The sequence below is a fragment of the Iodobacter violaceini genome, assembly GCF_011601265.1.
GTDB classification, from domain to species: Bacteria; Pseudomonadota; Gammaproteobacteria; order Burkholderiales; family Chitinibacteraceae; genus Iodobacter; species Iodobacter violaceini.
On record NZ_JAAOLX010000005.1, the window covers coordinates 346,917 to 372,212 of the forward strand.

At 45.7% G+C, this 25,296-nt stretch carries 21 protein-coding genes; 4 read left to right on the top strand and 17 right to left on the bottom strand.

The window, feature by feature from the left end; translation table 11 throughout:
- Positions 1–342: 342 nt before the first annotated feature.
- From HA050_RS11975 to mblB, 5 genes are all read right to left on the bottom strand, one after another.
- Complete coding sequence (locus tag HA050_RS11975; RefSeq protein WP_166826312.1) at positions 343–915, bottom strand: hypothetical protein; 573 nt, start codon at positions 913–915, stop codon at positions 343–345.
- Between the two features lie 742 nt (positions 916–1,657).
- The gene (locus HA050_RS22115; RefSeq protein ID WP_240929043.1) at positions 1,658–1,906 is read right to left on the bottom strand and encodes a hypothetical protein; all 249 of its coding nucleotides are present in this window, start codon (positions 1,904–1,906) and stop codon (positions 1,658–1,660) included.
- Positions 1,907–1,916: 10 nt separating this feature from the next.
- A complete protein-coding gene (locus tag HA050_RS22120; protein ID WP_240929044.1) occupies positions 1,917–2,177 on the bottom strand; it encodes a ComEC/Rec2 family competence protein in 261 nt (86 codons plus the stop codon).
- Positions 2,178–2,300: 123 nt separating this feature from the next.
- Positions 2,301–4,556 (bottom strand): anti-phage 6A-MBL system cap2_3 protein, encoded by a 2,256-nt coding sequence (gene cap2-3 / locus HA050_RS11985; RefSeq protein WP_166826314.1) that lies wholly within the window; start codon positions 4,554–4,556, stop codon positions 2,301–2,303.
- Positions 4,553–5,746 (bottom strand): anti-phage 6A-MBL system MBL-fold protein, encoded by a 1,194-nt coding sequence (mblB, locus tag HA050_RS11990; RefSeq protein ID WP_166826316.1) that lies wholly within the window; start codon positions 5,744–5,746, stop codon positions 4,553–4,555. The genes cap2-3 and mblB overlap by 4 nt, the downstream gene beginning before the upstream one ends.
- A gap of 86 nt (positions 5,747–5,832) precedes the next feature.
- Between mblB and HA050_RS11995 the strand changes: the two genes are divergently transcribed.
- The 3 genes from HA050_RS11995 (at position 5,833) to HA050_RS12005 (ending at position 8,473) form a co-directional block, all read left to right on the top strand.
- Complete coding sequence (locus HA050_RS11995) at positions 5,833–6,738, top strand: WYL domain-containing transcriptional regulator (protein ID WP_240929045.1); 906 nt, start codon at positions 5,833–5,835, stop codon at positions 6,736–6,738.
- A 6-nt stretch (positions 6,739–6,744) separates the two neighbouring features.
- Complete coding sequence (locus HA050_RS12000) at positions 6,745–7,533, top strand: hypothetical protein (RefSeq protein WP_166826322.1); 789 nt, start codon at positions 6,745–6,747, stop codon at positions 7,531–7,533.
- 379 nt (positions 7,534–7,912) lie between these two features.
- A complete protein-coding gene (locus HA050_RS12005; protein ID WP_166826325.1) occupies positions 7,913–8,473 on the top strand; it encodes a hypothetical protein in 561 nt (186 codons plus the stop codon).
- Positions 8,474–8,615: 142 nt separating this feature from the next.
- Here HA050_RS12005 and HA050_RS12010 read toward each other — a convergent pair whose 3' ends face one another.
- The 6 genes from HA050_RS12010 to HA050_RS12035 all read right to left on the bottom strand — a co-directional run bounded on the left by HA050_RS12010 (position 8,616) and on the right by HA050_RS12035 (position 18,217).
- On the bottom strand, positions 8,616–9,287 hold the full coding sequence (locus tag HA050_RS12010; RefSeq protein ID WP_166826328.1) for a hypothetical protein: 672 nt from the start codon (positions 9,285–9,287) through the stop codon (positions 8,616–8,618).
- A gap of 22 nt (positions 9,288–9,309) precedes the next feature.
- Entirely contained in the window at positions 9,310–10,284 is a 975-nt protein-coding gene (locus HA050_RS12015) for a ribonuclease H family protein (protein WP_166826331.1), read from the bottom strand.
- A gap of 419 nt (positions 10,285–10,703) precedes the next feature.
- Positions 10,704–11,663, bottom strand: coding sequence for a zinc-ribbon domain-containing protein (locus HA050_RS12020; protein ID WP_166826334.1), 960 nt, complete (start codon positions 11,661–11,663; stop codon positions 10,704–10,706).
- 898 nt (positions 11,664–12,561) lie between these two features.
- Positions 12,562–13,608 (bottom strand): PoNe immunity protein domain-containing protein, encoded by a 1,047-nt coding sequence (locus HA050_RS12025; protein WP_166826336.1) that lies wholly within the window; start codon positions 13,606–13,608, stop codon positions 12,562–12,564.
- On the bottom strand, positions 13,608–15,269 hold the full coding sequence (locus HA050_RS12030) for a hypothetical protein (RefSeq protein ID WP_166826338.1): 1,662 nt from the start codon (positions 15,267–15,269) through the stop codon (positions 13,608–13,610). Before HA050_RS12030 ends, HA050_RS12025 begins: the two co-directional genes overlap by 1 nt.
- The gene (locus HA050_RS12035) at positions 15,266–18,217 is read right to left on the bottom strand and encodes a type VI secretion system Vgr family protein (protein WP_166826341.1); all 2,952 of its coding nucleotides are present in this window, start codon (positions 18,215–18,217) and stop codon (positions 15,266–15,268) included. Before HA050_RS12035 ends, HA050_RS12030 begins: the two co-directional genes overlap by 4 nt.
- Positions 18,218–18,698: 481 nt before the next feature.
- On the opposite strand from HA050_RS12035, the gene HA050_RS12040 reads away from it, so the two are divergent.
- Positions 18,699–19,721 carry a hypothetical protein gene (locus HA050_RS12040; RefSeq protein WP_166826343.1) on the top strand — a complete coding sequence of 341 codons (1,023 nt, stop codon included), beginning with the start codon at positions 18,699–18,701 and terminating at the stop codon, positions 19,719–19,721.
- Between the two features lie 32 nt (positions 19,722–19,753).
- Here HA050_RS12040 and HA050_RS12045 read toward each other — a convergent pair whose 3' ends face one another.
- The 6 genes from HA050_RS12045 to HA050_RS12070 form a co-directional block, all read right to left on the bottom strand.
- Positions 19,754–20,392, bottom strand: coding sequence for an IncC plasmid conjugative DNA transfer DtrJ family protein (locus HA050_RS12045; RefSeq protein WP_166826346.1), 639 nt, complete (start codon positions 20,390–20,392; stop codon positions 19,754–19,756).
- Entirely contained in the window at positions 20,380–20,886 is a 507-nt protein-coding gene (locus HA050_RS12050; protein ID WP_115226378.1) for a hypothetical protein, read from the bottom strand. Before HA050_RS12050 ends, HA050_RS12045 begins: the two co-directional genes overlap by 13 nt.
- 12 nt (positions 20,887–20,898) lie before the next feature.
- A complete protein-coding gene (gene traD / locus HA050_RS12055) occupies positions 20,899–22,734 on the bottom strand; it encodes a conjugative transfer system coupling protein TraD (RefSeq protein WP_166826349.1) in 1,836 nt (611 codons plus the stop codon).
- Positions 22,721–24,310, bottom strand: a complete 1,590-nt coding sequence (locus HA050_RS12060; protein ID WP_166826352.1) for a TraI domain-containing protein — start codon at positions 24,308–24,310, stop codon at positions 22,721–22,723. The genes traD and HA050_RS12060 overlap by 14 nt, the downstream gene beginning before the upstream one ends.
- 125 nt (positions 24,311–24,435) lie before the next feature.
- Positions 24,436–25,002, bottom strand: a complete 567-nt coding sequence (locus HA050_RS12065) for a FlhC family transcriptional regulator (protein WP_166826354.1) — start codon at positions 25,000–25,002, stop codon at positions 24,436–24,438.
- Positions 24,995–25,294, bottom strand: a complete 300-nt coding sequence (locus HA050_RS12070; protein WP_166826357.1) for a hypothetical protein — start codon at positions 25,292–25,294, stop codon at positions 24,995–24,997. Before HA050_RS12070 ends, HA050_RS12065 begins: the two co-directional genes overlap by 8 nt.
- Positions 25,295–25,296: the final 2 nt, after the last annotated feature.

Sequence of the window (25,296 nt, forward strand, 5' to 3'; positions counted from 1 at the left end):
TGGATAAAGAGCCGCACGTTCCGGCCTGTCTGCTTGAATGACATGTTAGGCGTATTGCCACTGCACAATAAATCCCCCCCCCGTTTTTCGTAGTAAACCACAAAGCTAAATAAAGAAGCCACTAAAATGGAGCGAACGAATTAAAGGCGTATTAATAGACAGAGTAAACAGAAAGCTACAGGACAGAATAAAAATATCAATACACCGCAATACAAACTACCGCTACAGCGCGCTGACTGAAAAATAAAACAAAGGTTGCGCATGCCTAACCTCTCATTGTGGGGAAGCATAGCTATCCCACACCAATTATTTGTTATGCATATGCACATTCCTTGTTTACTACTAGCAAGAAATTAATTTGTTATTTACAGGAAAAGCTGAATCTAAATTAAGGTCTTTCCACCAAGCCATGGCCTGATCTGCTAAATCAAAAAAAAACACCTCATTCCTTGCATACGTAATTGTGGGGAAAAATAACATAACATTACCTGTATCTGTTGTTTTTGAAAATCCTTTATTTATTAACAACTCATATTCAGATTGCAGAGTTTTTGAAACATCAAAAATTATTTTTATATTTAAATTTTCAACAAAAAAGCTCGGATGTTTCCTATGTGCGTGTTTGCATTCGTTAGATATATCGATTAATGCAGCAACTTCTGGGTTTTGTAAGCGAATCCAGTTGGTGAAAAAAGTTTCATTTTTGTTTTTCCAAATATCTTTATATGCCAACTTCAAATGAAAAATCCAATCAGCGATCATGGACACACTAATCGAAAAATTTATAATGTGATCATACATTTCAAATATATCTGAGCACTTTTTGGCTCGTTCTAACTCTCGACATGCTTTTTCAATTATAAATTGCTCATCAAATCGACCGTTAAGAAGTTTTTGGGCACTTATTGTATTCATATTTACGCAAGCCTATTTAATATGCATAACGTGCAATATACACTCGGGAACGTGTGTATATTTCTATTCTTTGTGTGTAGAACACAGAATACTACACTTACGATCCTTTACATCTAAGCCTTATAGAGGTGGATATACATGAAAGTGCACAGCAAGATGTGACTGCGGTGCCACACTTGCTTAATGTTATGTGCGAAGGGTAATTCCCCTGGAAATTAATCGCTATTAGACGTAGAATCTTCACAAACTACAGCTAGCTTGAGTGGCTACTAAGGCCGATGAGTCGATGGTGGGGTCAGAAAAAAGAATGGCCGCAGTCCATCCGGTTGCGGCCATCATTATTTTTGCATTCCGCTGGGACTGTTCGGCCATTCCAGCCATTCGATTACCGAACCATCGTAGTCAGGAACGAGACAATTACCTGTCGTTCGTAGGTTGAATGGCACGGCACCTGCTCAACTATCTTGCTCTTCGGGGTACTCTGCTTGAGGAATTGATACCCAGCCATCGCGGATAATGCCCGCGCCCCGATGCGGAGGTTCTTGCTTTCGGTTGCCGCCCAGTGGCCACCACGGTGTGGTACAGCGCGAATCACCGACTTCCGAGGATGATCCTCATCTTCCTTGGCGGGGCTGCCTATGGCATTCCAAGTATGTTTGTCTGGCATGTTGTCCAATCGTAGACCGACCAGTTGATCCAGGATTTCAGTCGAAACATTGTGCCGCCCACCATGATGAGGCACCTAGAAACACCGAATACCTAGCAACGCAAGCCCGGCAAAAGGCGCGTAAATAACCTCTTGCAGCGCTTCACGCCCGGCATCGCCAGTAAGCATGACACGATAAGCGTTCAGGACCGCCGACTGGGCTACACTCATTTCATTTTCACGACTGGTAGGCTCAGGCGGAAAATATTCCTCGCCCCACAGGGATTTGATGTAATCGGTCGCGGGCTTCATCGCCCGGAATATGCTACTCAGCGCGCTATCCAAAGCACTTTCTTCAACAGCTTACTGATTTATAAGTTTCGAATCGATCAATCAACTGATCTGCATAGATCCACTGCCTATTAATCCAAAGATTTTTGACCGTGCACTGCTCCAGAACTTTTCGCAAGCCATTTGCATGATCGCGATCAGGGTGCGTGAGGACCACATCGTCGATAACAGTTGTTCCGTAATAGGTCTTCAGATGCTCGACAATCTGATCTCCTGTATCTAGATATCCACCGTCAATGACGTGCACGCCTTCAGTACCATTCACTGAATAGCGCAGCGTGATCGCATCACCGCTTTTCGCTGTTTTGACGCCAAGAAAATCGATCTCGAAGTAGTCAGCGATACATCCCTCTCGTTTTATGCCAATAAAGTGCTGGTGGCTTTGCCCCTACCAGCGATCCACCGCACACGTGAGCCCTGTCGGAGTCCATACCAACGACACAGCGGGAAGGCCACCTGCATCCTCGGCAATGTTGCGCAATGTATTTCGGTCTATGCCCGAGTGTGGGCCGCCTTTCGGGTGGCTGTGCCAAGTTCCGATGAAGGCGAGATACCCCAAAGAGGCTCCGTTTGCCGTGCGCAAATTCTGAACAAGTCCATCCGTTCCGAGGACGAAGCGGGCGGCCTCTCGAATGCTGTCAGGCGGCGCGTCCACGATGCCCGCAATAGTGATGGTTCGATTTTCAAACGAGATGCGGCCGACCAAGGCTCCGCCTGTTTCCAGAGCACCCCAGCGCAACGCATCGGCATGGATTGTTTGCACGACCGGGTGCAGAATCCGAATGTTCCAGCCACCATCATCTGCCACTTCGAGCACAGTGGTTGGGCCAAGGCCGGCGCGGGTCCATGCCATGCCGAGGCCTTCGGCATCCGAGATCCCGGCGCAAAGCATTGCCTCCTTCGGAAGTCCGCCAACGAGCCAGCGCTCCAGTTGCAGGCCAGCCAAAGCCGCAGAACGCGAAACAACGGCATCGGACATTGGCATCGTTAGTGAACGGCAGTTGTCGCCCACAAAAATACGAGTCGGCTCCGATGTGTCACCAGCAATTGACGCCCGCAGTTCCGGCACAGACCGACAGCATTCGAACAAAAATGCCGTAAGGTCGTCCACCCGACCGACGCGACCAGGCCCTTCGAGCAAAACCGCGACACAGCGCCCCTGTCCATACATCACGATCCGTACCAGCCGTGAAATGGATTGGTTCAAGGCCGTTGATTGTGTTTCTGCGGCCAATACCTGAAGTGAGGCCGTCGCATCTACGATGAGGGGCGCATCCTGCGGAACGGTTGCAGCAAACTGCGCTGGATCGACCAAGAGAGTCACAGCGTTGGTGTCAACCGCTCGCGATTGAAAATGCGACAGCGACTCAAAGGCCGTCTTCATCATCGCAGCCTTCCGAGGTGGGACCAGCGCCGATGCCCGATCAATGAGCGCATGCCGGGCCGCGTTGTGAGGCGACATGGACTCGTTATCGACGAAAATCATTGAGCCGAAGCCCGCTCGCCCCAGTTGCATCGCGATTTTCGATCCCAAACTTCCGCAGCCGAGTATAACCAGAGACTGCGATGTGGCTGCTGAGGGAATTCCGGATGTTCTTGCCAGCAGTTCGGGAGACAACGCATGTGAGTGAAAAGCTGGGTGAACCGTGGCGTTTCGCTCTAGGAGCGATTGCGCGTTAAGTTCATAGCGCACCACATAGGGTAATACCTCGATACTTCTCCCTGGTGAGCCCACAAGCGAAACTGGTCTTTGAACAGTCAGAATCACAATCGCATACAAGCCATGCGTCCAGTCATGTGAGTCTTGCTGCCTATCCAGAATCGAACGTCCGTAGTAGCCGTCCAACCCTTTAGCCAAAGCATCACGATCGATACCAAGCTCCGCGGCTCGATCAAGCAGCGTCGCGAGATCGACAACCGTCTCGGGTTGATAGTGTCCGACCACATGCGGGTGGCCTTCAGTCATGGGAGCCCGTGCAATGAAGGCAGCGGTATAGCCATTTCCCCATTTACCCAACTTGTCGTCGTGAATATCCTGGTAGAACACGGGATCGACTTGTGCGGTCAGTTCGGGATTGATGATGGCATACAGCCCACCGTTGATCGTCACATAGTCTGCGGAAACTACCAAGATGGTGCCATCAGCGGGTGCTGCGGCTATGACCTTTTCGGCACTAAACACAACATTCGAAGGACAACTGTCTCGACGCGTCGGCTCCCAGCCCTGTTCCAGATCCAGCAACGTCCCGGCTGCAGCCTTGTGCAGCCAAACAATCAGTTGATCGACAATAGCGTCCAGACCAAACCGATGCAACAGCTCGTCCAACGACCCCTCAAACAGGCAAGGCGAGACGAATTCACCTTCGCGATGGGGATTGATGTGTGGCAAGTTGAGCGGGAAGTCCGCACGCAAGAGTGGATTGGGCGCTGACAGGGGCCAGTCCCTGCCAAATACCAGAACGCATGTCTCGACAGAGCGCACACCAGTCTCGGATACGCCATTACGCCGAGATCTGCTCGGTAGTTCAACGTCAACATCGACTTCAATCAGCGTCGATTCACCACTTATCCTGGGCTCGCCAACGCGGGCAATTCCTCGATGCCGCTGAAGTTGATACAGTGCGTCTGCAGTGAAGTCCGTCATGATGCCCCATGCGGCATAGGAGTGCGCGCAGAAGTCACCACGGCAGCAGCTTTTGAGCCGGACTCCTTCTTTGAGGGAGGCTGCACGCCCTGAGCGGTGATGGTGAAAACGAGGGGTTCCACGGATTTTTCGCTTGGATACTCGCCCGTGCAGTAGAACTCGCCTTTTACTTCATCCACGATCTCTATGTATTCACGCTTTGCACGGATGCAGGGTGGATCGTTGTTGTCGTCTGCAATTGGCTTGCAACTAGCGACGATGATGGCGCCATCACGGGTTTTCGAAAGCGCCTTGCGGGCATCGGCATCGAGTTTGGCCTTTCCGCCATAGTCGGACCAGCTGTCTTCGGATAGCGAATGCCAGGAACAGTGATGCGGAGCCTGCATGATGTCGTATTCAAGCACATCAGCTTCGGCATTATGGCGTTGCCACAGGCGATTCCATATCAATACTTCAGCATCTCCCCCGGTAAGAAATTTCGCACCATCCAACGTTCGCACGTCTGCGGCCAGTGTAATGTTCATGATCACACTGGACTCATTTTTGGTTAGGCGCTCTTCCAATTCTTCGTCATCCTGAGCATTCAAAGGCGCCAACAGAAAAGCGGAGAAGAATGCGGAACTCTTACCATTAATCGTCGAGAAGCGCGAGTCGACCTTCCGCACAATCGAGGTGAGATCATCGGTTTTACCGTCGATGTCCTCTCCCATAATCTGAATACGGTCACCATTTTCTACCGCGAAATTTTTATCACGGTTCAGTTGCACACGCCTACGAGCCTCGGCATTGAACTCTTTGGCGTCGTCGCACAGTGTGTGCGTCTTGCTGGCGCGTCGAAACACAATTGGGGATGACCACATCTCACGGATAACGATTTTCTTGTCCTTGTCGTCCTTCTTGTCATCCGGATACTTGTCCAGCGGCCCCAGATAGAAATGCCGCGTCAGGCCACGACAATGATCCTGGTCCGGGTGGCTCAACAGGAAAGCATCGACATACGGTCTGCCGTCCTCATCTTTTTTTAGTCGTTCACGCAGATCCTTGGCGACGTCACGCATGTCCTTCCCAGGGTTGTCGGCGTCTTGCCGGATGTTTACGTCGATTAGCAAGGTGGTTGCGTCGAGGTCGCCGAACTTGATGAGGGTCATGTCCCCGTTCTCGACGGGAAAAAACGTGATAGTTGTAGGCATTAGGGGCTCCGGGTAGACGACCGAAGGGCGATCGCGTATAGTTAATGTACGACTATTTTTTATATCCGTCTACTTTTTAGGCGCAAATGATGCAAGAGCCCGCTATTACTGCCGCTGATCCTGCTGAGCCCAAAGGGCTAAGCTGGGGATTGGAGGCCAGACTTCAATTCATCGATTTCCGTTTGCGCTGGGAGAGGCGTATCAATCGAATGGATCTCACTGAGCACTTCGGCATATCTATTCCCCAAGCGTCACTGGACATTGCCAAGTACACGGAGTTGGCACCGAACAACCTGACTTACGACCGCAGCTCCAAGACTTACGCGGCAGGGCCGAATTTTCACCCGCTTTTCCAACGAAGCTCGGCGCAACACTATCTAGCGGAGCTGCTGGCTACCAATATGGGAGTCATCGAGCCTGCTGCCAGCTTTATCGGCACAGCAACTGAGGCAGATTGGGCACCATCCCCCTGGCGCACAATTAATGAACAGACCGTCGAAGCAGTGGTCCGGGCAATTCGGCAGCATGAAGCCATTTGGGTGAGCTACCAGTCCATGACGTCCATGGACGAATCGGTACGTCTGCTGTCTCCCCACGCCCTTGGCAATGACGGTTTCCGCTGGCACATGCGCGCGTTTTGCCACAAACGCCAGCGTTTCAGTGATTTTGTCCTCGCCCGAATCCTGCACATCGACGGCTTCGAAGCGAGCCAAGTGGACGCCAGCCAAGATTCGCACTGGCAAACTGTTTTGACGCTGGTGCTTGCGCCGCACCCCGATTTGCCCGCTGCCAAGAAACGAGTCCTAGAGTTAGACTATGGAATGGAAGACGGGCAGGTCAAACTTCCATGCCGCCAAGCGTTCTTGTACTACACGCTGAGACGTTTGGGCTTGCATACCAAAGAAGCACCCGACCCTCTCGCGCAGCAGATCACTTTGAAGAACCGCGATGAAATTCAACCCTATATTGATGCCTTGTCGGCCCAAAGCTAAACGCCCATGACAACTATTTTTGAACTGGTCAAAGACCCCTATGAGCGCAAGGCGTGCATGATCCCTGGACTGCTTGTAGTGTTACCGCTGCTCGTTCCTTTGTTGTGCGTGTACGGCGCAAAGCACCCGGTACTTACAGGCGTGATTGGCTTACTTGGTGGCTGCGGTGCCATTTATGCGCTTGCGAGCGTGGCTCGCGGGCGCGGAAAGAAACTTGAAGAAATTTTGGTTGCGAAGTGGGGTGGTATGCCGACAACCATCGCGTTACGCCATCGCGACAAGTTTCTCGATAGTGTCAGCAAGCAGCGCTACCACACGGCGATAACAGCCAAGCTGGGCATGGCCATGCCAACGGCAGAAGAAGAATCAGCAAGCCCTGACAAGGCAGACGACATCTACGTTGGCGCCACAAAGCGGCTTCGCGAACTCACGCGTTCCAACAAGCAGCTCTTGCTGAAAGAGAACATCTCCTATGGATTTCACCGCAATATGCTGGCGATGAAGCCCGTCGGCATCGTGTCGTGCCTTCTGGGCATCGTCTATGGATTGCTGATTGCAAAGATTCTGCAGGTAGTACCCCCCCATTTTGACCCGGTACACCTTGCCGATCCGGGGCTTGCCACAGGTTTGACACTGCTTATTTCGCTGGCATTGCTTGCCGCCTGGCTGCTGTATTTCGATAAGGACGCGGTCAGACAAATGGGGTTCGTCTATGCAGAACGCTTGTTTGAGTGCTTGCCGTTTTTGCCTTCATCAGCCACACGGAAGCGAGCACCAAAGCTGACTGCGGATTAAGATCCCCTTCAATCGGCAAGCGAAATTAAGTTGTCGCTGGCAGTTTCCAACCCGTCAGCGTTTCAGAACGATTTCGGGCGAACGACAGTTTTCTGAAACATTGCGGATCAAGAGAAATCTAAGGCGTAACGTCAGTTTTGGCCGAGGAGCTGAAGCTGAGCTTAGCTCACAGAGCGGCAGCTTTATTTTCGAAACCCGTCACTCATGCTGTCGGCGAACCAGTGTCGGCAATGGCCGAGAGCTTCCTCCCAAGTCACCGGATAAATGCGAAAGAGCGTGTGGATAAATTGAGAAAAATCTGCACACATAGTTTATTCATTCGTATTGCCCAGATTTACACATTACAATGCCTGCCTATTTTCAGCATCACAGAGTTTTTATGGAATTTGAACTATCCAACCTTCCAAGCCCTGATCAATACAGCGAGCAGGAGTACTTTACTTTAGTAGCTAAGGCTTTTATCAAAGCCGCACCGATACCAATGCCATCTAGTGCATTGGCAGACGTGATCAAAACATTTAAAGATAAGCACGCCAACAAAGATGCCTTGTATGCTTTTTTGCAAAAAATGTACGTGCAAGTGGAATCAATGAATGACCAACTGGAAAGCCTCGGCAGCGAACCGGGTGAGATGCTTCAGCTAAAAATGGAAGATGGCACACTAAGATTAGAAAAATCCACGGCCAAGCTGGATCTCTCGAGCATCCGTCCAATTGACGGCAGGCACGAAGAAATGAACATGACGGCTGATTTAATTTGCGAAACATTGCAAGCGCAAGACAACGGGCTTTCGCCCACACTACTAACAACTGCTGGTTTAGCGGGAGTTCAGAGTTTTGCTAAAGAAGCAGGCCTCACAAAAACAGCTTTTATAGCCTTACTACACAGTCATGCGGTCATATTGGCAGAGACTGAAGATGAAACTACACCGTTACATTGAGCATAGACTCACTTAACTAGATCAACCTGGCCACCTATTGACGTTAAAAAATGAAGTAGGCGGCTAGGTATTGCAAACTAGGAATACACATTTTACTGCGATAAATTTAGAGCTTATCTTTTTCTTGCCCTCTTAATGCCAATCACCACCCAGGGTAAAGTGCATACAATCTAGCCCAATCACCTAGTGCATCACTTTTTTTGAGCTCATTAATACCTTCACACGCATGCCATTTTTTCGGAACACGAACCATCCAATAATGATCAGGCCCCTGCCTATATAGCTGTAAGATCGTGGCCACCATCAATTGTTTAGTAAGAGACAACAAACGAAACTCAGCACGCCATTGGGATAGCACATTGGGCAGCTCGGGCTGATCAGGGTCGGTCCAATTACCCCCCCGTGGGCGCATGCAATAGTGATCACCAAGTCTAGAATCACCTTCCACTCGCTCAAAAAATACGTCCAACTGGTGTCGTGCAATGACATCCCAAAGATGCTTTGCAAATGGCTCTGGATTGCTCCAAAACGGTGGTGATACATCAATCCCACACACCGCTGCAAAAGCAAGAATTTCCCTTTCATCCATAGCTGGGCGCTTCTGAATAAAATCGATAAAACTTACTTTTGGGAAACGCCCCAGAGCAAATTCAGGTGAAACCATAGTAAAACCAGCTAAGGCTGTAGGCATTGATGAATGATGGACATAACACTCACCTGCAAGATAAAAATCCACAATTTCAGTTTGCCCACCTAAGCCAATTACCAAACCGAATTGATCTAAAATCTTCTGAGTTGTAATGGATAATTTCATATCTGGATCCTTCAGCCCTTGCTTACGCGGCAGTCGATAAAGCTTTGTAAACAGGTGTAGGTGGCACTAATCGCCGAGCAAGGTTCACGACCCTTCTTTCAGCCTTTGATGATTCAGCTAATGCATTCGAAATAGGGTTAAATCCCATCAAAGTCGCATTAACAATTCGTTTCGCAAAATTTGTATTGCTCCAACCATCCAAAATCATTCGTAGTCGATTTAATTCTGTGCCATGACACAAAGGAATCAATGTATCCAGATTATTTAAAGCGGCAGGTGACCTAGAAATCACTGTTCCTTGATTAACAGATTTCCAATAAGTGCCGTGCTCAGCAATGCGCATAGAGATCAACCGAAGGGGGACTGATTGCATTCGCTTGCATAATGCATCAGCTAATTCATTTAAACTTCTTTCAACCTTCACTACATATAAATAGTCAAAGCTTTCTAATAGGTAATTTCTTCTCTCTACAGTTTCATTCAAACTCAAACTAAGCGTCTTTTCAGCCCCGTCCTTTTTATAATAAGGGATCCCACCTGACATAAACTTCACAACGGCCAATGCATCAGTGTGAATGATTAATTTTCTTATTCCCATATCAGCAGCTAGAGCCATAACACGCAATACTGAATTTATTTCAGCATCAACACTATTACTACCTTCAGCCAGATCAGAATACATTACTAATATATTTTTCTTAGAAGAGCAAATATACCCACCAATTTGTAACCGATCAGGAGCACCACCATCACACCATGCCAAATGAAAGGACTCTACTAATGGGTAGTTTGAGTTTTCTTTTGCAGCAACAACCACCGCATTATTTTTCACCGAGCGGAGCTTACCAAGTAGGTTCCTATGTAAAGGACGACTAAATGGGCGGGTTGATTTTAATTTTGGCATTAACGTAACGGCATCAAAACTAGGAATAGTGTCAGTTTGTTCTAATAAATCATTAGTTGATGTCATTAAAGAACATTTATCTTGATTAATCACATTAATTCTCTTTAACCACTCAGATAAGAACACTATATCTAAGTTAAAAAACACAACAATAGCAAAAATCAAATTTAGTATGGATTATGATAATTTATTAATCATCAATGTATTCAAGCATGGGTTGATTTTTTATAATTTTCGAACAACAGAGACAGGTTGAAATTATTGATACAATGCAAAAAATTTCCTAAAATTCTGTTTTGATGGAGGGCAAATTGCAAAATATGGCACTGCAGGAAAATGGCATTTTGTAGCAGCCGACCTCAACAGATCACCCATCCCGTCGTATTTGTCGCATAAGGCCTAATAGGCATTTCCACCACTTGACTAGATTTAAGGCGGCCATATAGGCCATTGCGCGATTGATCAAGCTACTGTGTCATTAGCACAATAGCCTTGCATCGCCCGCCTTACTTTTATAAAGCATCAAGGTATTTTCTCCATGCCTTGCTATTTGGTCGGGTAATCCTGCCTATGTACCCACACACTCGACACCAAGAACCACGAGCAATCGGGGTTGGAATACCTTTCCATATATGGCCTCGTTTGCATTGCCAAAGCATTGGATCATAAGGGGTATATTGATCAGACAGGCAAAGCCCTCCCCTTTGTTTTGCAATACTTTGCATTTTTTCCAGCGTGAACCAATGGCTATCTTTGTGGCATTGCATACAGCCAGTACCATTTTGAATTGACTCTAATGATGCATTGAATTCGTGGCCCTGATCGCAACGCCATGCTACGGGAGTTTTGCAATTTTTATATTCAGTTGCTAGACTCTGCCAGCCACGAGCCGCGGCCAAATCTTGTAGTGATTTTAGACTTGCATCCTCATCCTTATAACAAATAGGGCAGAAGCTGCCATATATCAAACGTCGTGGCTTGATCTCAAAGTTATGCCCTTTTGCGCAACGCATGGACATATAACTTAGATGGGTTTTATATTCCGCAGACAGGCATTCCCCGCCCCACGCTTTAGCAAGGTTCTGAATAATTTTCAGTCGAGTTACAGCCATATGTGCACGTGTCACGCCATCGTTTTTCAGTTCCTTCCAGTTTTGAATGACTTCCTGCACGGCGTAGGGAATAGAAAGAAAATTGTAGGAGCGGTGAAGTTGTATATTCTCTAATTTTTCCTTTTTTCTTTTCTCAGGCAACCGTTCAGCATTTTTCTTTTTTATATTGGCAATTCTCTCCCGAATCAACCTTCTCCTATTTTCCATCATGGCAAGATTCATTCCTTTATATTTTATCCGCCACTCACTAATCATATGTTTATTTATACTATATTTAAGGCTTAGTTCTTTGCTTGTGGCTCCAGCTTCAGCTTGCTCAATAATTGCCACGATTAATTCATAGGGGTAATATTTAGCCATATTATGCAACTATAAAATTAGTTTTTCCTTGTAACTAAAGATATGGAATAGATTTTAAATTATCATGATTATGTCTCTTACTCAGTCAAGTCGCCACACAGCCATTACCCAGTTTCAGTAAAGTGGACATGGAATAAAAACGTTCCCCCATTTAACCATTCGAATTAGTTGCGCCGTGTAAGCAGCTAAATCAAAGATTCTGGAGCAATAGACATAATTAGGTAAATTATTTTAAAGACATAAAACCTTCACCTCCACTTTTCTAGCTAATAAAAAGCATACGTTCAAGTTCCTCACGTACCTATGCAGAAAGTCACTATTAAATTCTACTTTAATTAATCCCCTTAGGAACTAAAATAGCGGATTTAATTTTACGCCTCCCCTTTATCTTTCCTAGCAACCTTTAAATTAGGTATTAGGTTTCACCTGCTGCGTTGCTAATTTTTCTCAGGCGGTTAAAGCCATCCCAAGTGTATTGGGTGCTTTATTCGCCTTGCTGCTTTTCGATCAGATTGATTCGAGCGTCATATTTGTAATGCGTTCCGGTGTATTGCTTTAAAAGGTTGCCGAGTACGGCGGGCATGGCAGGTAAGCTGCTGCCAGCGTGTTGTTTGTATCGACCAAATTACTGGCGAGATCAAAGACGACGTTTTCATGACCGAGGCGGCTATTGGCGGCGATAAGGCGTCCTCTACCGAGTCGTATTGATAGCTGATCTGTCCACTGCGGCTGTCGTTAATGCCCAGCAGCTGTCCAAACGGATCGTACGGATAGCTACGCTGGTTATTGGTTTTGCCCGTTAGCGTTTGCTGGCTGATCCGGCCCATTTTGATAACAGGCCGAATATACCCAGCCTACTATTTGTTGAAAAATATATTTTTAAAGAGCTTATAAACAATTAATCTTGATTTGCATCCCAGTACCAAATCGTAGCGCCATAAGTAGATGTTGGGAAATCAGGCATAACTTCACCTTGTTTAAACAGGGCACGGCTATTTTGTTTGGCAGGGGTGTGCCAATAGCCATCACGTGTGCAGCTTTGCTTGGCAATAACACGATATTGAGTCGGCTTCTCCGCATCGCCTTCACGACTTGTATAGCGGCCCTCATCACGTAGTTTTTTTGCATAGGCAACTAAATCTTTGGGGTAAACCATATGCTCGATTTGGCTGTCGTCCAGATCTAATAAATAGGCAGTTGCACCCGCCTCAAATGCCCAATAGCCATAATAAGGGGCATTATCATCAATAATTTTACGATGTGCATCGTACCAACGCGCACCTTCTTGCGCGGGATACCAAGCTTTAAGATATTGCTGTATCAAGCCTAGCCCTTCCGTGCCTTCGGGGTCAAAATAGACCTGCAGCAGAAGTTTGTAAGGGTCGTCATGAAATAGCTCGAATGTATCTAAGCCATCATCCACAAAATCAAAAATTAATTGCTCGAATAAGCCATCACGTTGCCGATAGAACTTAAGTGCTTTAATAATGCGCTGCACACTAGATTGGTCGCGCAGCATAATGGCAACAGAGAGCAACTGTAGTGTATCTTCATAATTTAGTTGGTTATAAAAATCGGGCGCAGCAGCGTTTGGATCAATATTTTTTTCGGGAGACTTTTTAATTAGACGCTGGTTATATGCTTTTTCAACATTAAACCACTCATCAAATAAATCGACTATTCCTGATAAGCGCAGGGCTAACTCATCAAGATTAATACCTGCGGTGTAGTCAAGCATCCATAGCCAGAAGGATTCGTGATAAACATAGGCTTGGTATAGAGCATGATCAGAATGCCCACATCCTCTTTGGGGGTCATTAAGCACTGCCTGGACATTCTTATATTCCATTTGAATGCTTTTTATCTGGAAATCAAGGCAATTCTTATATAAATCAGGGTATAAAAATTGTTGTCGACGATTTTTAGTTATTTCAGATGCATTCATTAGGCATTACCCCCTCTTTTTGATTTTCCACCTGAAGGTTTTTTATCTGCAGGCTTAGGTGTTTCTTTGGCTTTCTTCAGAGGCGTTAATTTCTTTGCCTCTTTAAATAATTCACTTACTGAGTCAATCTCTGCTGCAGTAAAAATATCTGAATATTCATGCTTCGCTTTATGCTTATCGTGTAAAGCCATTTCATAAATATCCCCGCCATTAAGCATTCTAAACCCCACCTCCGCACTGACTTCAATATGCTCAAGAATGCCTGAGGCTAAACCTTGCTTAAGCGTGGCTCCTGGCCTAAGCCCCACGTATTCTTTGGGAGGCTTGCTATTACCTGGAATAGCAAAAAAGACATAGACCCAACGATTATTAATTGTGGCATCTGATTTCATTTCAACTTGTCTCACAGTTGCTTTTAACCAGTCTTTAGACATTTGCAAGCCTTTATTCGGCTGCCCCAACATAAACCATAATGTCATTTGTCGTTCATCCATGCCTGCAGGCGGTGGAATCTTCTCTTTTTGCTCGCGTATTTCTTTTGCTCCTGCACCAAACAGACGGCCAGCTGATTCGTAAGCTTTGGCTTCAACAAAATGGTAAACCTCATTGCCCAATGACCATAGGCCATCGACGCCATTTTGATTAACGCGGGCTAAATGCTCTGGAAAGAGTTCAGTAGGCGTTTCTTCATGGCCAGCTTCGCTGACTAATTTAGCTTCGCTCAACCACTTCCCTGTACGGGCACCATGTTGTTGCCACTCTGCTTTTACTTTAGCCATATGGTAGTAATGGGCCATGTGCTCACCTACCAGTGCTTTGTAACGCTTCCCAATTTCAGCCCAGACTGCTTTCGTGCTCCGCGTTGTGTTGTCATGACCAGAAGGTTTTTTCTTAGCATCCTGCACGTTTTTATCAGCAACGGGCTTATGCGGTTTTTGTTGAGCAGGAGAGGAGCTATGTTTATTGCTGGCACCAGGTTTTTTTAGCCCAGAAGTACTGCCGACTGCAACACCAGCGAGTTGCTGTGCTACACGATATCCATCTTCACCAAGTAGCTCGGTCACAAATTCTTGTAACGCCTTGCTACCTTCTTGTACTCCTGTTCTAAGGGGACCGCGTATTTTTTTAAGCTCAGGGCGTAAGTCGTGTGCAAGGCCTTCAATATCAGCAGGTAACCACCAGTGAGGCGTGGCAAGTTGCCCAAGTAGCTGGTCACATAAATCAAGGGCAAGCATGGTTTGTTGAAGCGCTAACTGAGTATTTCCTGCCCAGTTAAAGGTTTTCATAAACTTTATCGCAGCACCTTTTCCCTTACCTAACATGCTTTCAAGGAAAGCTTGCCCACGTAATGCGCCCTTTAATGCTTTCCTACTTTTCCAAAGTGGTTTGATGATGGTCTTAAAGAGGCTACCGACTTCAGGAATACAACCAAAGGCTGCTAACGCCAAATCAACCCAATCATCTTTGCTGCAATTCTTTGTACCTTTGCGGTTAATTCGATAAATCATGCCGGATACATCCCGCACGTCCATCACCTGATCAACAACAGGAATTAAAGAGACCAATCCGCCAATCACCATCGCGGCATTGCCAGGTTGCTGCTCAAAATCCCCCAAGATCAGGTCTTTGCAAAATTTTGAAATATCGTCGCCCAAACTCATACTGATTCATCCAAACGTGGTTTATTTTGCTGTAAGCGTTCTTGTTCAAGAATGCGCTCTGCTTCGCTTTGTTTTTGTTTGTATGCCTGATCATTTTCAAGAGGAGGGGCTTGCCATGGCCGTTCATCTTCGCCGTATTCAACGGTGTAGGGAAGCGGGGGTGCCCCCTTAATCTGTGCATGGCCTTGCTTATCCAGCTTGCCTTCGATAATCGTGCCATCGCTAAAGGTCAGCTTATACGGCGCACCTTTTACGGGTTCCAAATCGTCGTAGTGATAGTTCAACTCCAGCGCATTTTTCCACTCGCCCTTGGGTAAAAACGGTGGCGTCACATTCAAACTCTTCGGCCCGCTCCAATCATGGCTCCCGCCTTTAATGCTGACTTTCCCCGGTGCATGCAGCTCGATTTTGCCGTCTTTGATGCGGATATAAGCGCCGCCGGCGGTGAGCAGGATTTCTTGTTTGGCGTTGAAGAGACCCTTGCCTTTGATGGCGGTGAACCTGGCGTTTTTGTCGGCGGTGATTTCGATGTCGTCGCTTTGGGCCTGCATTTGCAGCTGGCCTTTGGCGGCGATCAGCTTCATGGTGATTTTGTCTTTAATGCCGCCGGTAAACAGGCTGATGTGCTGGCCGACGTTATGAATCCAGCGGCGGCCGGTGCTTTGGTTGGTGTCGCGCTGGGCGACCTGATCCAGGTTGCTGCCTGCGCTAATGGTCTGGCTTTGCGGGGTGGTGATCGCTACGCCATCCTCGCTGTGCAGCAGGATGATTTTTTGCTGGCCAGCCTGCTCTTTAGATTTTGTCTTACCGTCTTTATCCGTGTTGCTGCCCGCTTCAAAGCTTTTGCTGGCGTGCACGTGGTGGTAAAGATGGCCGTGGCTGGCTTTGTCGCCGGGGCTGTTGTCGGGCTTGATGGTTTGTTCATCGTCGCCGGTTTCGATGGTGTCGGCGAGTTGTTTGGTGGCGTATTCGCCGAGGTTTTTGGCGGTTTCCAGGGCGGATTCCAGCTGGCTTTGGGCTGGTGTGCGGTCGAGCTGTTTGCCGGATGCGCCGCCTTTGGCTTCGGTGCTGATGAGTAAGCCGCTGGCGCGAATGGCACCTTGCTTGTCGGTGCGCAGCTCAAAGCCTTCGCCGCGTGGTTCGCCTTTTCCATCCGTGCGCGGGTGGATTAAGTAGCCAAGGTTGAGCTGAGTTTTACCATGCTCGCTGGATAATTTGGTGCGAACTTCGCCTTTGGCATCGTCAAACAGCAGCTCACCGTATTGGCCGCCTTCATGTTCTTTGGTCTTGATGCCGGATAATGTTTTGTTGGCGGGTAAAGCGCCTGCGCCGCTGAATGTCGGCACCGGGTGGCTGCCGTTATAGACCACGGCGGTGACGATGGGGCGGTCGATATCGCCTTCGATAAAGTCGACTAAAACTTCCTGCCCAATGCGCGGAATAAACTGGTGACCAAAGCCTGCGCCGGCACTCGGCATAGAGACACGTATCCAGCAGGATGATTTGTCATCCAGGTTTGCACCAAACTCGGGGTGCTCTGCGGCACGCTGCCAGTGGAACTGCACCTTAATCCGGCCTTGCTCGTCGGTATGCACCTCCGATCGTTGGCTTGAGTCGGCAGCGCTGCCTTGTGGGCCAACTACGGTGGCGGTTTGTACGCCAAAGCTTTTGGGTTTACTCAGTGGCTCATGGGCAAAGGCGGGGGTAATCGGCTGGCCGCGTCTTTGGGCGGTGAAATCGGCCTGGTAGGGCTTGGCATCCGCCGCGCCTGCGGCCAGCAGGCTGGGGGAAACTTGCAGCAATTGCTGGGTAAGATCCGCCGGCAGATTATTCTGCGCAGTGAATTTAAGCTCGGTAATGGCGAATTCGCGCTGCTCGGCCGCATCCCATTCGTGGGCGGGATGGTCTTCTAATCTGAACCATTGCCCGGCTTGCAGGCTGCGCAAAGTGCCAGAGCCAGTAAACGATTTCTTTTGCCCATCCAAGGCCTGTTGACGCAAATTGGCGTAGTGGCTTAGCCCTTCGGCATCGCTGGCGTAATAGTGCGTCTGGGCGTCGTAATCTTCAAAGCTGGATTGAATTTGCTGCCCGCCATCGCCCTGATCCACCGCGCTATGATCGGCGGTGTGGCTGGTGTTGGCGGCTTTGTAATTAAAGCTGGCGAGCGATACCGAGCTGCTGCCTACCTGACGCTGGCTGTTCCACTCGGTAAGGGCATCGCTTTCTTCGGTGGCATCCGCGCGGTGAAAACGCACCTGGCTGTCTTGTGCCTCGGGTACAGCAAAGGCATCGTCAAAGATCACCAATTGCACCTGGGGATTGCTTCCTCGCGACGCTGCGCTACCTCGCTCGGTCGCCGGCAGATGAGCAAAGCGCCACGCTAAGCCTTCCTCTTGCATCAGCCTCACTAAAAAGTCGTAATCAGATTCGCGGTATTGCAGGCAATAAGAGCGCGGGCCGTGCGTGCCGGATAATTTGAAATCCAGCGTTTGCACCGATGCAAACACAGGGTTTTTAGCCTGATGCTCGGCCAGTACCTGCTTCACGATATCCGGCACGGATAAATCCTGGAACACGCGGGAAGTGCGGCGGTAGCGGAGTAAAGCAAACGGTGGCTCTACCGTCAGCGCATACTTTGCAAAGCCCCCATCAGATCCCAGCAACTGCGCTTGGGATATCACACCACAGCGCTCAATCTCGCTGCCATTGGCATCGGCCACCGATAAAACAATGGGCAGGCCCTGTAAGGATTTAAGCTCTAAGCTGCCATCGGGTGATAAGCAATCAATCTGATAGCGGTAAGCCTGATTCATCCCCTCGCTGCCGCTGACCTGCTGCGGCAACAGCTGCTCACCCCATGCCGCCCCGTCGCCAAGTTGCAGGCTGATAAGGCGTTGATCCTGATTAAAGGCAGCCGCAAAAGAAGCAAGGAGCTGGTCGAGGCGCATGGGCATTCCACGATTTTAATAATCGCTTAGATTACCCGATGTTATGCTTACCTGCCAAAAAAATTACAAACCCCTTGAATAATTACATATTTTACATACTAAGCAGGTAAGTATTTGTACTTAGTACATTATCCTGAGAATGATTTTGCTCTAACTAACTCCCACACAGGAATGGCCTTGCCAAAGTAGGTTATTTGAGAGATAAGGTTACCATCCAACGTCGCTGTGCCCTATGCAGCTAACATGAAGGATTCAGGAGAAAGAGGCATAATAAGGCTTAGTTATATATGGATATATGCAAAGAATGAGACTTCGAAATACAATGCATCATTGTCTTTACATTTATTTCCCTCTTAGGAAAGTAATAGTTGATAATTAACTTAAGAATTTTTTTGGTATAAATCTTAAATCGACGATAGTTACGTTAGCACAACTTACTGAGATATTTAATTAAATAATTTACAACCACTATTGGCTAATTATGTTGAATACAACAAATCAAAATTTCTTATTTCCAGTTAATTATGCATACTTCAGAGATCGTGGTTCCATCAATGATTTTTCTGTTCACCTACAAAACCAACTTTTTGAAATAAAAAATGATTTGTTGTATAGCCTTATAACCTATGGAGACCTTTTACCAAAAGACGATAAATTTCTACCCGGATTCACAAAAAGCAAAGGCGTTTCAACAGCACTTTTATCTTTTTTTGTCGGCCGAGCTCTTGATATTTATCGCCTGCCTTTTTTACCTGACCGATTACTCACTACAGGAATGTATTTTGGTGAAAAAAGCAATACTTTAAAAAAAATACTATCTAGCCTTGATAGAAATACTGTAGATGAGATTACAAAAGAAACATTAAAAATTTATGAGCACACGCAAAAGTGTCTAGCTAAAGCTAATCTTAAAGAAGTTATACTGACTCGAAGAGTTTATGATTGCGATAACACAAGGAGAGATACTCAAGAAAGTAACTATGCAACATTAATTAGCAGAATGAAGCTGGCAGCAGAATTTTATAACGAAACAACTATAAAATTCGAAATGGATACACTCAATTCATTTGGTGATGATGGTGGGTATTCTAATTACCCAGTTACATTGGAGTTCCAGCTGCCTGCTGAAGATATTTTTTATTGCGCTAATTTTATTAAAAATAGGAAAAATAGGAAAAATAGTGAAACTTATTCACACTCACACGCTATTGAACCTGGCGAGTGGGTGGTTATAAATAAGGCGATAGATGGGATCGTGGAACTTCCGATCAATCAAGTACATGTAAATAATAAAGATTTTTTTGATGTACTAAGTAAAAAAAAGAATTGGATAGATTCTCATCGTGAGCAATACTCACCAATAGTATTAAGAAATTTGACACATTTGCGGAATGACTACAAATATTATGGATATGGATTTGAACCAAAACTATTCAATCGGTTAATAGGCGCTGCATCAGGGCTAGTGCGTGGAGCAATCCAAGGTTATAAATCAGGGCGTTAAACATTTAAAAAATAATTTAAAAACAAAAATTATTAATCATTATTTAATTGCAAGTTAGACAAAATCATAAACAATGAAACAGAAATAAAACCAAACCACAAAGGGACCATTGATGTTGAAATATATACAGGGATACACAAGTAAACTACCAGCAAGCCAACTAATGCAATGACCCCATGTTCACCTAAATTAAACACAATAGGGTTTGATAATTTAAAATTAAATTTCCTAATTAGCTTATTCGCCCTTGAATCAAAAAAAACACCGACAAAAAATACTGAAAATGGTATTGCCCATAAGCAAAAAACCAGCGAGCGCAAGATAAACCGATACCCTAAAATTACGGATGTAGCGACCACTTTCGACATTACGTTATTACTTTTTGAAATGCCCTCGCCGACGGTTTCTCTCGTATGGTCTACTTCAGCATCAGAAACGATATAATCTCGCATTGCAGCGCGAACATATTCAGAAGTCATCACAATTTTATATGTAGAATCGACTTTTGTAGAAATCCATTCACTAGAGCCGCTACCGACGTGAGATTTTAATTCAGAAATTTCATACTGAATTCCACGTATAGCGCCAACAGGGCTTTGGGTAAAAGCCCCATAAAAAATCACACCAATGATTATAAGTAGCCAGATGCGAAAGTGAATTAAGAAAGACATTTTAACAATGCCTTTTTTATTACAGAGTCACGATACAACGTAGCCATACCTGGGATATCAAGAATTCGGCTACACATCATATGGACTACAATTTCATCAAACTGAGGGGTATGATCTTCCAAAAAATCTTCTAAAATAAAATCAGGAGATTGCTTCACTAAAGATCGGAACTCCGTATAGGGCTCAACAAACGGCCTCCAGTTTAATGACTTATTCCCAATGTGAAATGCCGCTTTACAATGAACAACCTCAGACGTGAGCTCTACTAAACCCAGTAAAAAGATTCGCATACCCTCGATTGTTTGCGGTTGATTTGCAGCAGTGTATTTATCTGCTGCATTGGCCAGACAGCGAATAAATAATGGTTCGTCATTAAATTTACAACCAGGAAAATCACCCAATTCAAACTGCAGCCTATTAATTGCATGATCTGCAGCTGGCCAAAGTGTTCTAACTTTACGAATTACATTGTGATAATTTTGAGGTCTTTTCATTGTCTTTATTTCTTAATTAGTGATAATCGGCAAACGACCTTTAACTATCGTGCCACCCGCAATAACTGCAAAATATTGAAGATTCGGAAGAGCCCCTAAGCATTCAGATGGGATTCTATCCATATCTTGAAAACCTCTTGATTTGGACATCCCCCCACCAAAATGAGCTAGGTTTTTTTCTGAGGATGTAGAAACATTTTGTGTTTCGTTTTCAATTTCGATGGGACATATCCCAAATTTGCGGGTAACAAAGTCCCATGTATCTGTGTCAACGGTTCTTAGTACAATTAAGTTGTTGGCATTACCCAACAACTGAGTGGCCTCCGCTTGCGTGCCCATTTTAGCGGTAAAATCAGCAACGGTTTGTGTCGCAAACGTGTTATTAAAACCTGCGCCACGCGTTTTATTTAAAATCTGGACGTACCCTTTATTGACAGTTTCAGAGGCTTCATCAACAAATACACTAATTTTAATTGGGTCGGAATCATAGTTATACCTTACACCCGCAGCCGCCTTTAGGTCCTCGATGAGCGATGTGCCGATAACGGTTCCGATCACATCATTACTCAGCATGTCCAAGCCCACGTAAACACATGCTTTTTGCTTAATTACCCGGTTCCAATCCCAAATTTCTCGCGTGTCATGAATATCAGCAGCATCAGGTGAAAAGAGATCCCCGACCTCCCCTGAGGTCAGCATTTTCAAAATTGGAATAACTTCAATCATGATCTTAGAGTAGTGCTTCTGATCATGCCCAGCTGACGCGATCAAGGACTCTAAATCTGGATCTTCATAATCAGACATGTGCTCTGAAAACAGCTCGATCAGCTTTTCACCACGATGGATGTTTTTTGTTTTCTTCCCCGCTAAGGCCTGCTCAAAGACAGAAATGCCCAGATGTTCTTTCAGTAGCTTTTCTAACACGCGAGCAACCAGCTCAATAGGCGGTTGCAAGGCATTTTTTGCAATTTTCTTAATTGTGGGGCGCTCACCTAACAACAGTAGGCCATTCACAATATCGTTCATGACCTGCCAGCCATATTTAGTACTGAACGACGAACCACTGCCTATCGTTTCAATCACAGATGTCAAACGACTAGCAATCTCAGATTTACTGTTCCAGTTTTTTAGCGGGTCCATCCTGGCGGATAGTTCAGGGTGCGCCAAATGGATATATACAAACGGCTTCCCCTTTCTTAAGCATTCTTTCCTTAAGCGTTCAGCCCAATCTTGATCACCCTTAGGATCCATGCAAATCACTACATCGTCACGATGGATGGCCTGAGTTGTTACCGTTTCATAAAGCCGAGTCTTGCCCGATCCCGTTGTGCCAACAACTAGCGTGTGCCCGGCTTGGGCAACAATTGAAAACCTAACCGATACTTCTTCAGTTTCAACGCCATGAATCCATGGTGCACCAATTGGATTACTATCGATAATGCCATTAGACTTTCTAAGTTTTTTATACCAGCCAGGGACTTCCAGGTACTCGGGCTTACTACGCATCAAGTCATATAAGCGCTGGGAATGCTCTGTATGCCATTCAAACCCATAGCCCAACCATATTGCATCAGGGACCTTCAAGCACCATTCTTGCAGCTGCTCTGACTTAACAGTGGGCAACTCTTTAATCTGCAAAGTATATTTTTTTTCCCAGCTATCCCATGATTGCTTTAGCCTTAAGCCACTAAAAGAAAGTGCAAAAGCAGCATAAATAGAAGCCGTACCAAGAGGCAGTCCTGCTGCATTTGCAGCAATGAGCGTACCAATCCCTGTTGTTGACCAAGCAAGTGCCGCTGTTGCCTCGTAAGTCGGCCTCCAAGGGGTTTTATAGTTATTCAGGGCCATTGGTAGGCTCAACAGTAGATAATGTGCCCAAAATAGAAAGCATCACTGGCTTCGTCAGGGTATAAGCATCCAGTGACTTGCCATCGACCTTCACTTTCTTCTTCGTGGCTTTACCTGCCTCTGTTTTAAAAAAGCCTCCGACTTCTAACGATTGAGCAACACGCTTAGCATCAATTCCATACTGGCCTAACAAATCAAGCGTAATTTGAATGTCATCGTCTGTATGAATAAAATGCTTTTTTGTATCTTCATTTGACTGGCGCAAGTCATCAACAATACTTTCAAGAACCAAAAGCCCAATTTGATCTAATTTTTTAACCAGATCCGCAAATGGAATCTCAACAAAGGACTCGTCAGGATTATTAACCTCCCCAAGCTCCTCATTTTGGGTATTAGCATTAAATAAATCAATTTGTGCTTCTGGCACTAAAGCAGCCCCACCTTTACGAGAAACACTCGGCGTGGAAACTGGATCTGGAGCACTAAAGGATGAGTCTAAAGGTAATAAACTAGCAGGATCTCTCACTTTGATAGATTTAATCAATACACCATTAAATTCCACCATTTCATATGGAGAATGTTCACCTGTTGACGTACTAAAAAAACCGCACTTCAACAATGTATCAACAATCGTTGTTTTGCTACGTGGAATATCCACAAACCCATTAATCAATGCACATTCAATCAATTCATCAATGCATTCAACATTAACAAATAAACTTTTATCTTTCTTTAAAATTCCCAACCCGAGGTCAACACTCCATCGATTCCTTTCAATAAGGAATCGAATATTGTCAATAATCTTGGGTTCAAGATAAATATCCTGCCGTGATGTTGAGAAATTGTGAGAAAGAGATTTGTCATGCTCAATTAATTTAGTGATGATTTTATTGAGAAGATTAGATAAGACAGTTTGCTCACTGCTTCCATAGAGCGCATTATTCAATGCAAATAAAATCTGCACATCCGCTTCAATAAGATAATTAAGAGAATTTTTTGAAACGAGTTGTGAAAAAACGATAGGTGATAATTTTCGGGCATGAACAAAGGATGTCATTACACTGTGCGGCCAACTGGCAACAGCCGTGCCATGCTCCATCTCCCACTCTGCAAGTGGTCCCTTGTAGATATTCCAATCATGCAGGCCCGCTGCGCGTACTACCCTTCCATCAAGGAGCCAGCAAGCACCTTGATACAATCCTGCCAAAAATGCTGCATAACGCCATACAGGCTCGAGCTTACGTCTTTGAGCCATGGTTTCAGCGGCACAAAAAATTATTCCATCTGTGGCCTGCACACAGAAAAAAGCACTTTTCATGCAAAACTCTAACATCCCACCTGGATGTGCAAACTCAGCATTACTCGTTAATGGCTGCTGGCCGATATAGGAGGCAAGCTGTCGAATCGGCAAGGAAACCAACTCAGCACTGTTTGGCATACTGAGTAGAGATAAAATCTTTCTTTCGATCTCCGCGTACTGAAAATCTTGAGTCAACCGATTTACATTAAGCGTGTTTTTCTGAGGTTCATTTCTTGCTTTGTCCGTAGGCTTTTGTCGTGAAAACAGCTTAAACATAAGATGGGTGACTTATAAAATTTATCCCATATATCTAACCATAAAATCAGGAAAAAAAAAGCGCGTAAGTCTGCAAAAAAACGACACAATTAAGCAACAAAGACGAAGTAGCCTAGTCTGGTCTATTAATTTTTCTTGTTTTTTTTGATGCCTGTTAGACTTTTGCTTTTTGCCATCCATCTTGCCATTGACCCATTGCATATAGGGCACACATAGGTGCTCCTAAATCCAAACGAGGGCAGGATATATAGCCGTCCGCAATTTTTCTTAGAGCAAACAACCTCCATTACATGATTTGTATTGACGTGCGTAATTAGCTCCCAAAGTGTATTTATGCAAACACGGGGCTCAATCCCGGCTATATCACAAATACCTAAATATAAGCGCATGGTTGCATGCATTGATTCTGATAAATCAAAACCAGCAGACTCTAATCGGCGGTACTCTGATAAACAAAAAGAAAATTCAATAACGTGCTTTACCGATCTAAAAAAATACTCACCGGATGTCGTTTTAGGCCGTGGCCCCATTTTTTTATAATTTGGCGCTAAACGAATACGCTGTTTCAAATGCATTGTTGGAAAAATAACTTCGAGAATTTCAGAACGAGCTCCTAATGCTGAAAATGAAGTGGCCAGATATTCAAGCCTGTGCTTTTCATCTATCACCTCAATCCAGGAGTTTTTAGGCATTTTCTGCATCTCTCATCTCATGAAATACAACCATATTTACTCCGTAGCCCTGCTGCAACGCAGAAATAGGTTTTAGTTTGAAAATGGGTGATGTCATGCGATCGGCAATAGCCTTTAGATTTTCAACATCACCATCGCGCAATAAATCAACATCTGCGGGATGAATTCCATACTCCGCCATTGCCAAAGCAGGATCACGAATCATTTCGTCGCGAATTTGCATTAAAATACGATAATTAAGATTTTTTCTTATTTTTTCGTGTCTCAAACTCACAGATGTAATTTCATTCATTT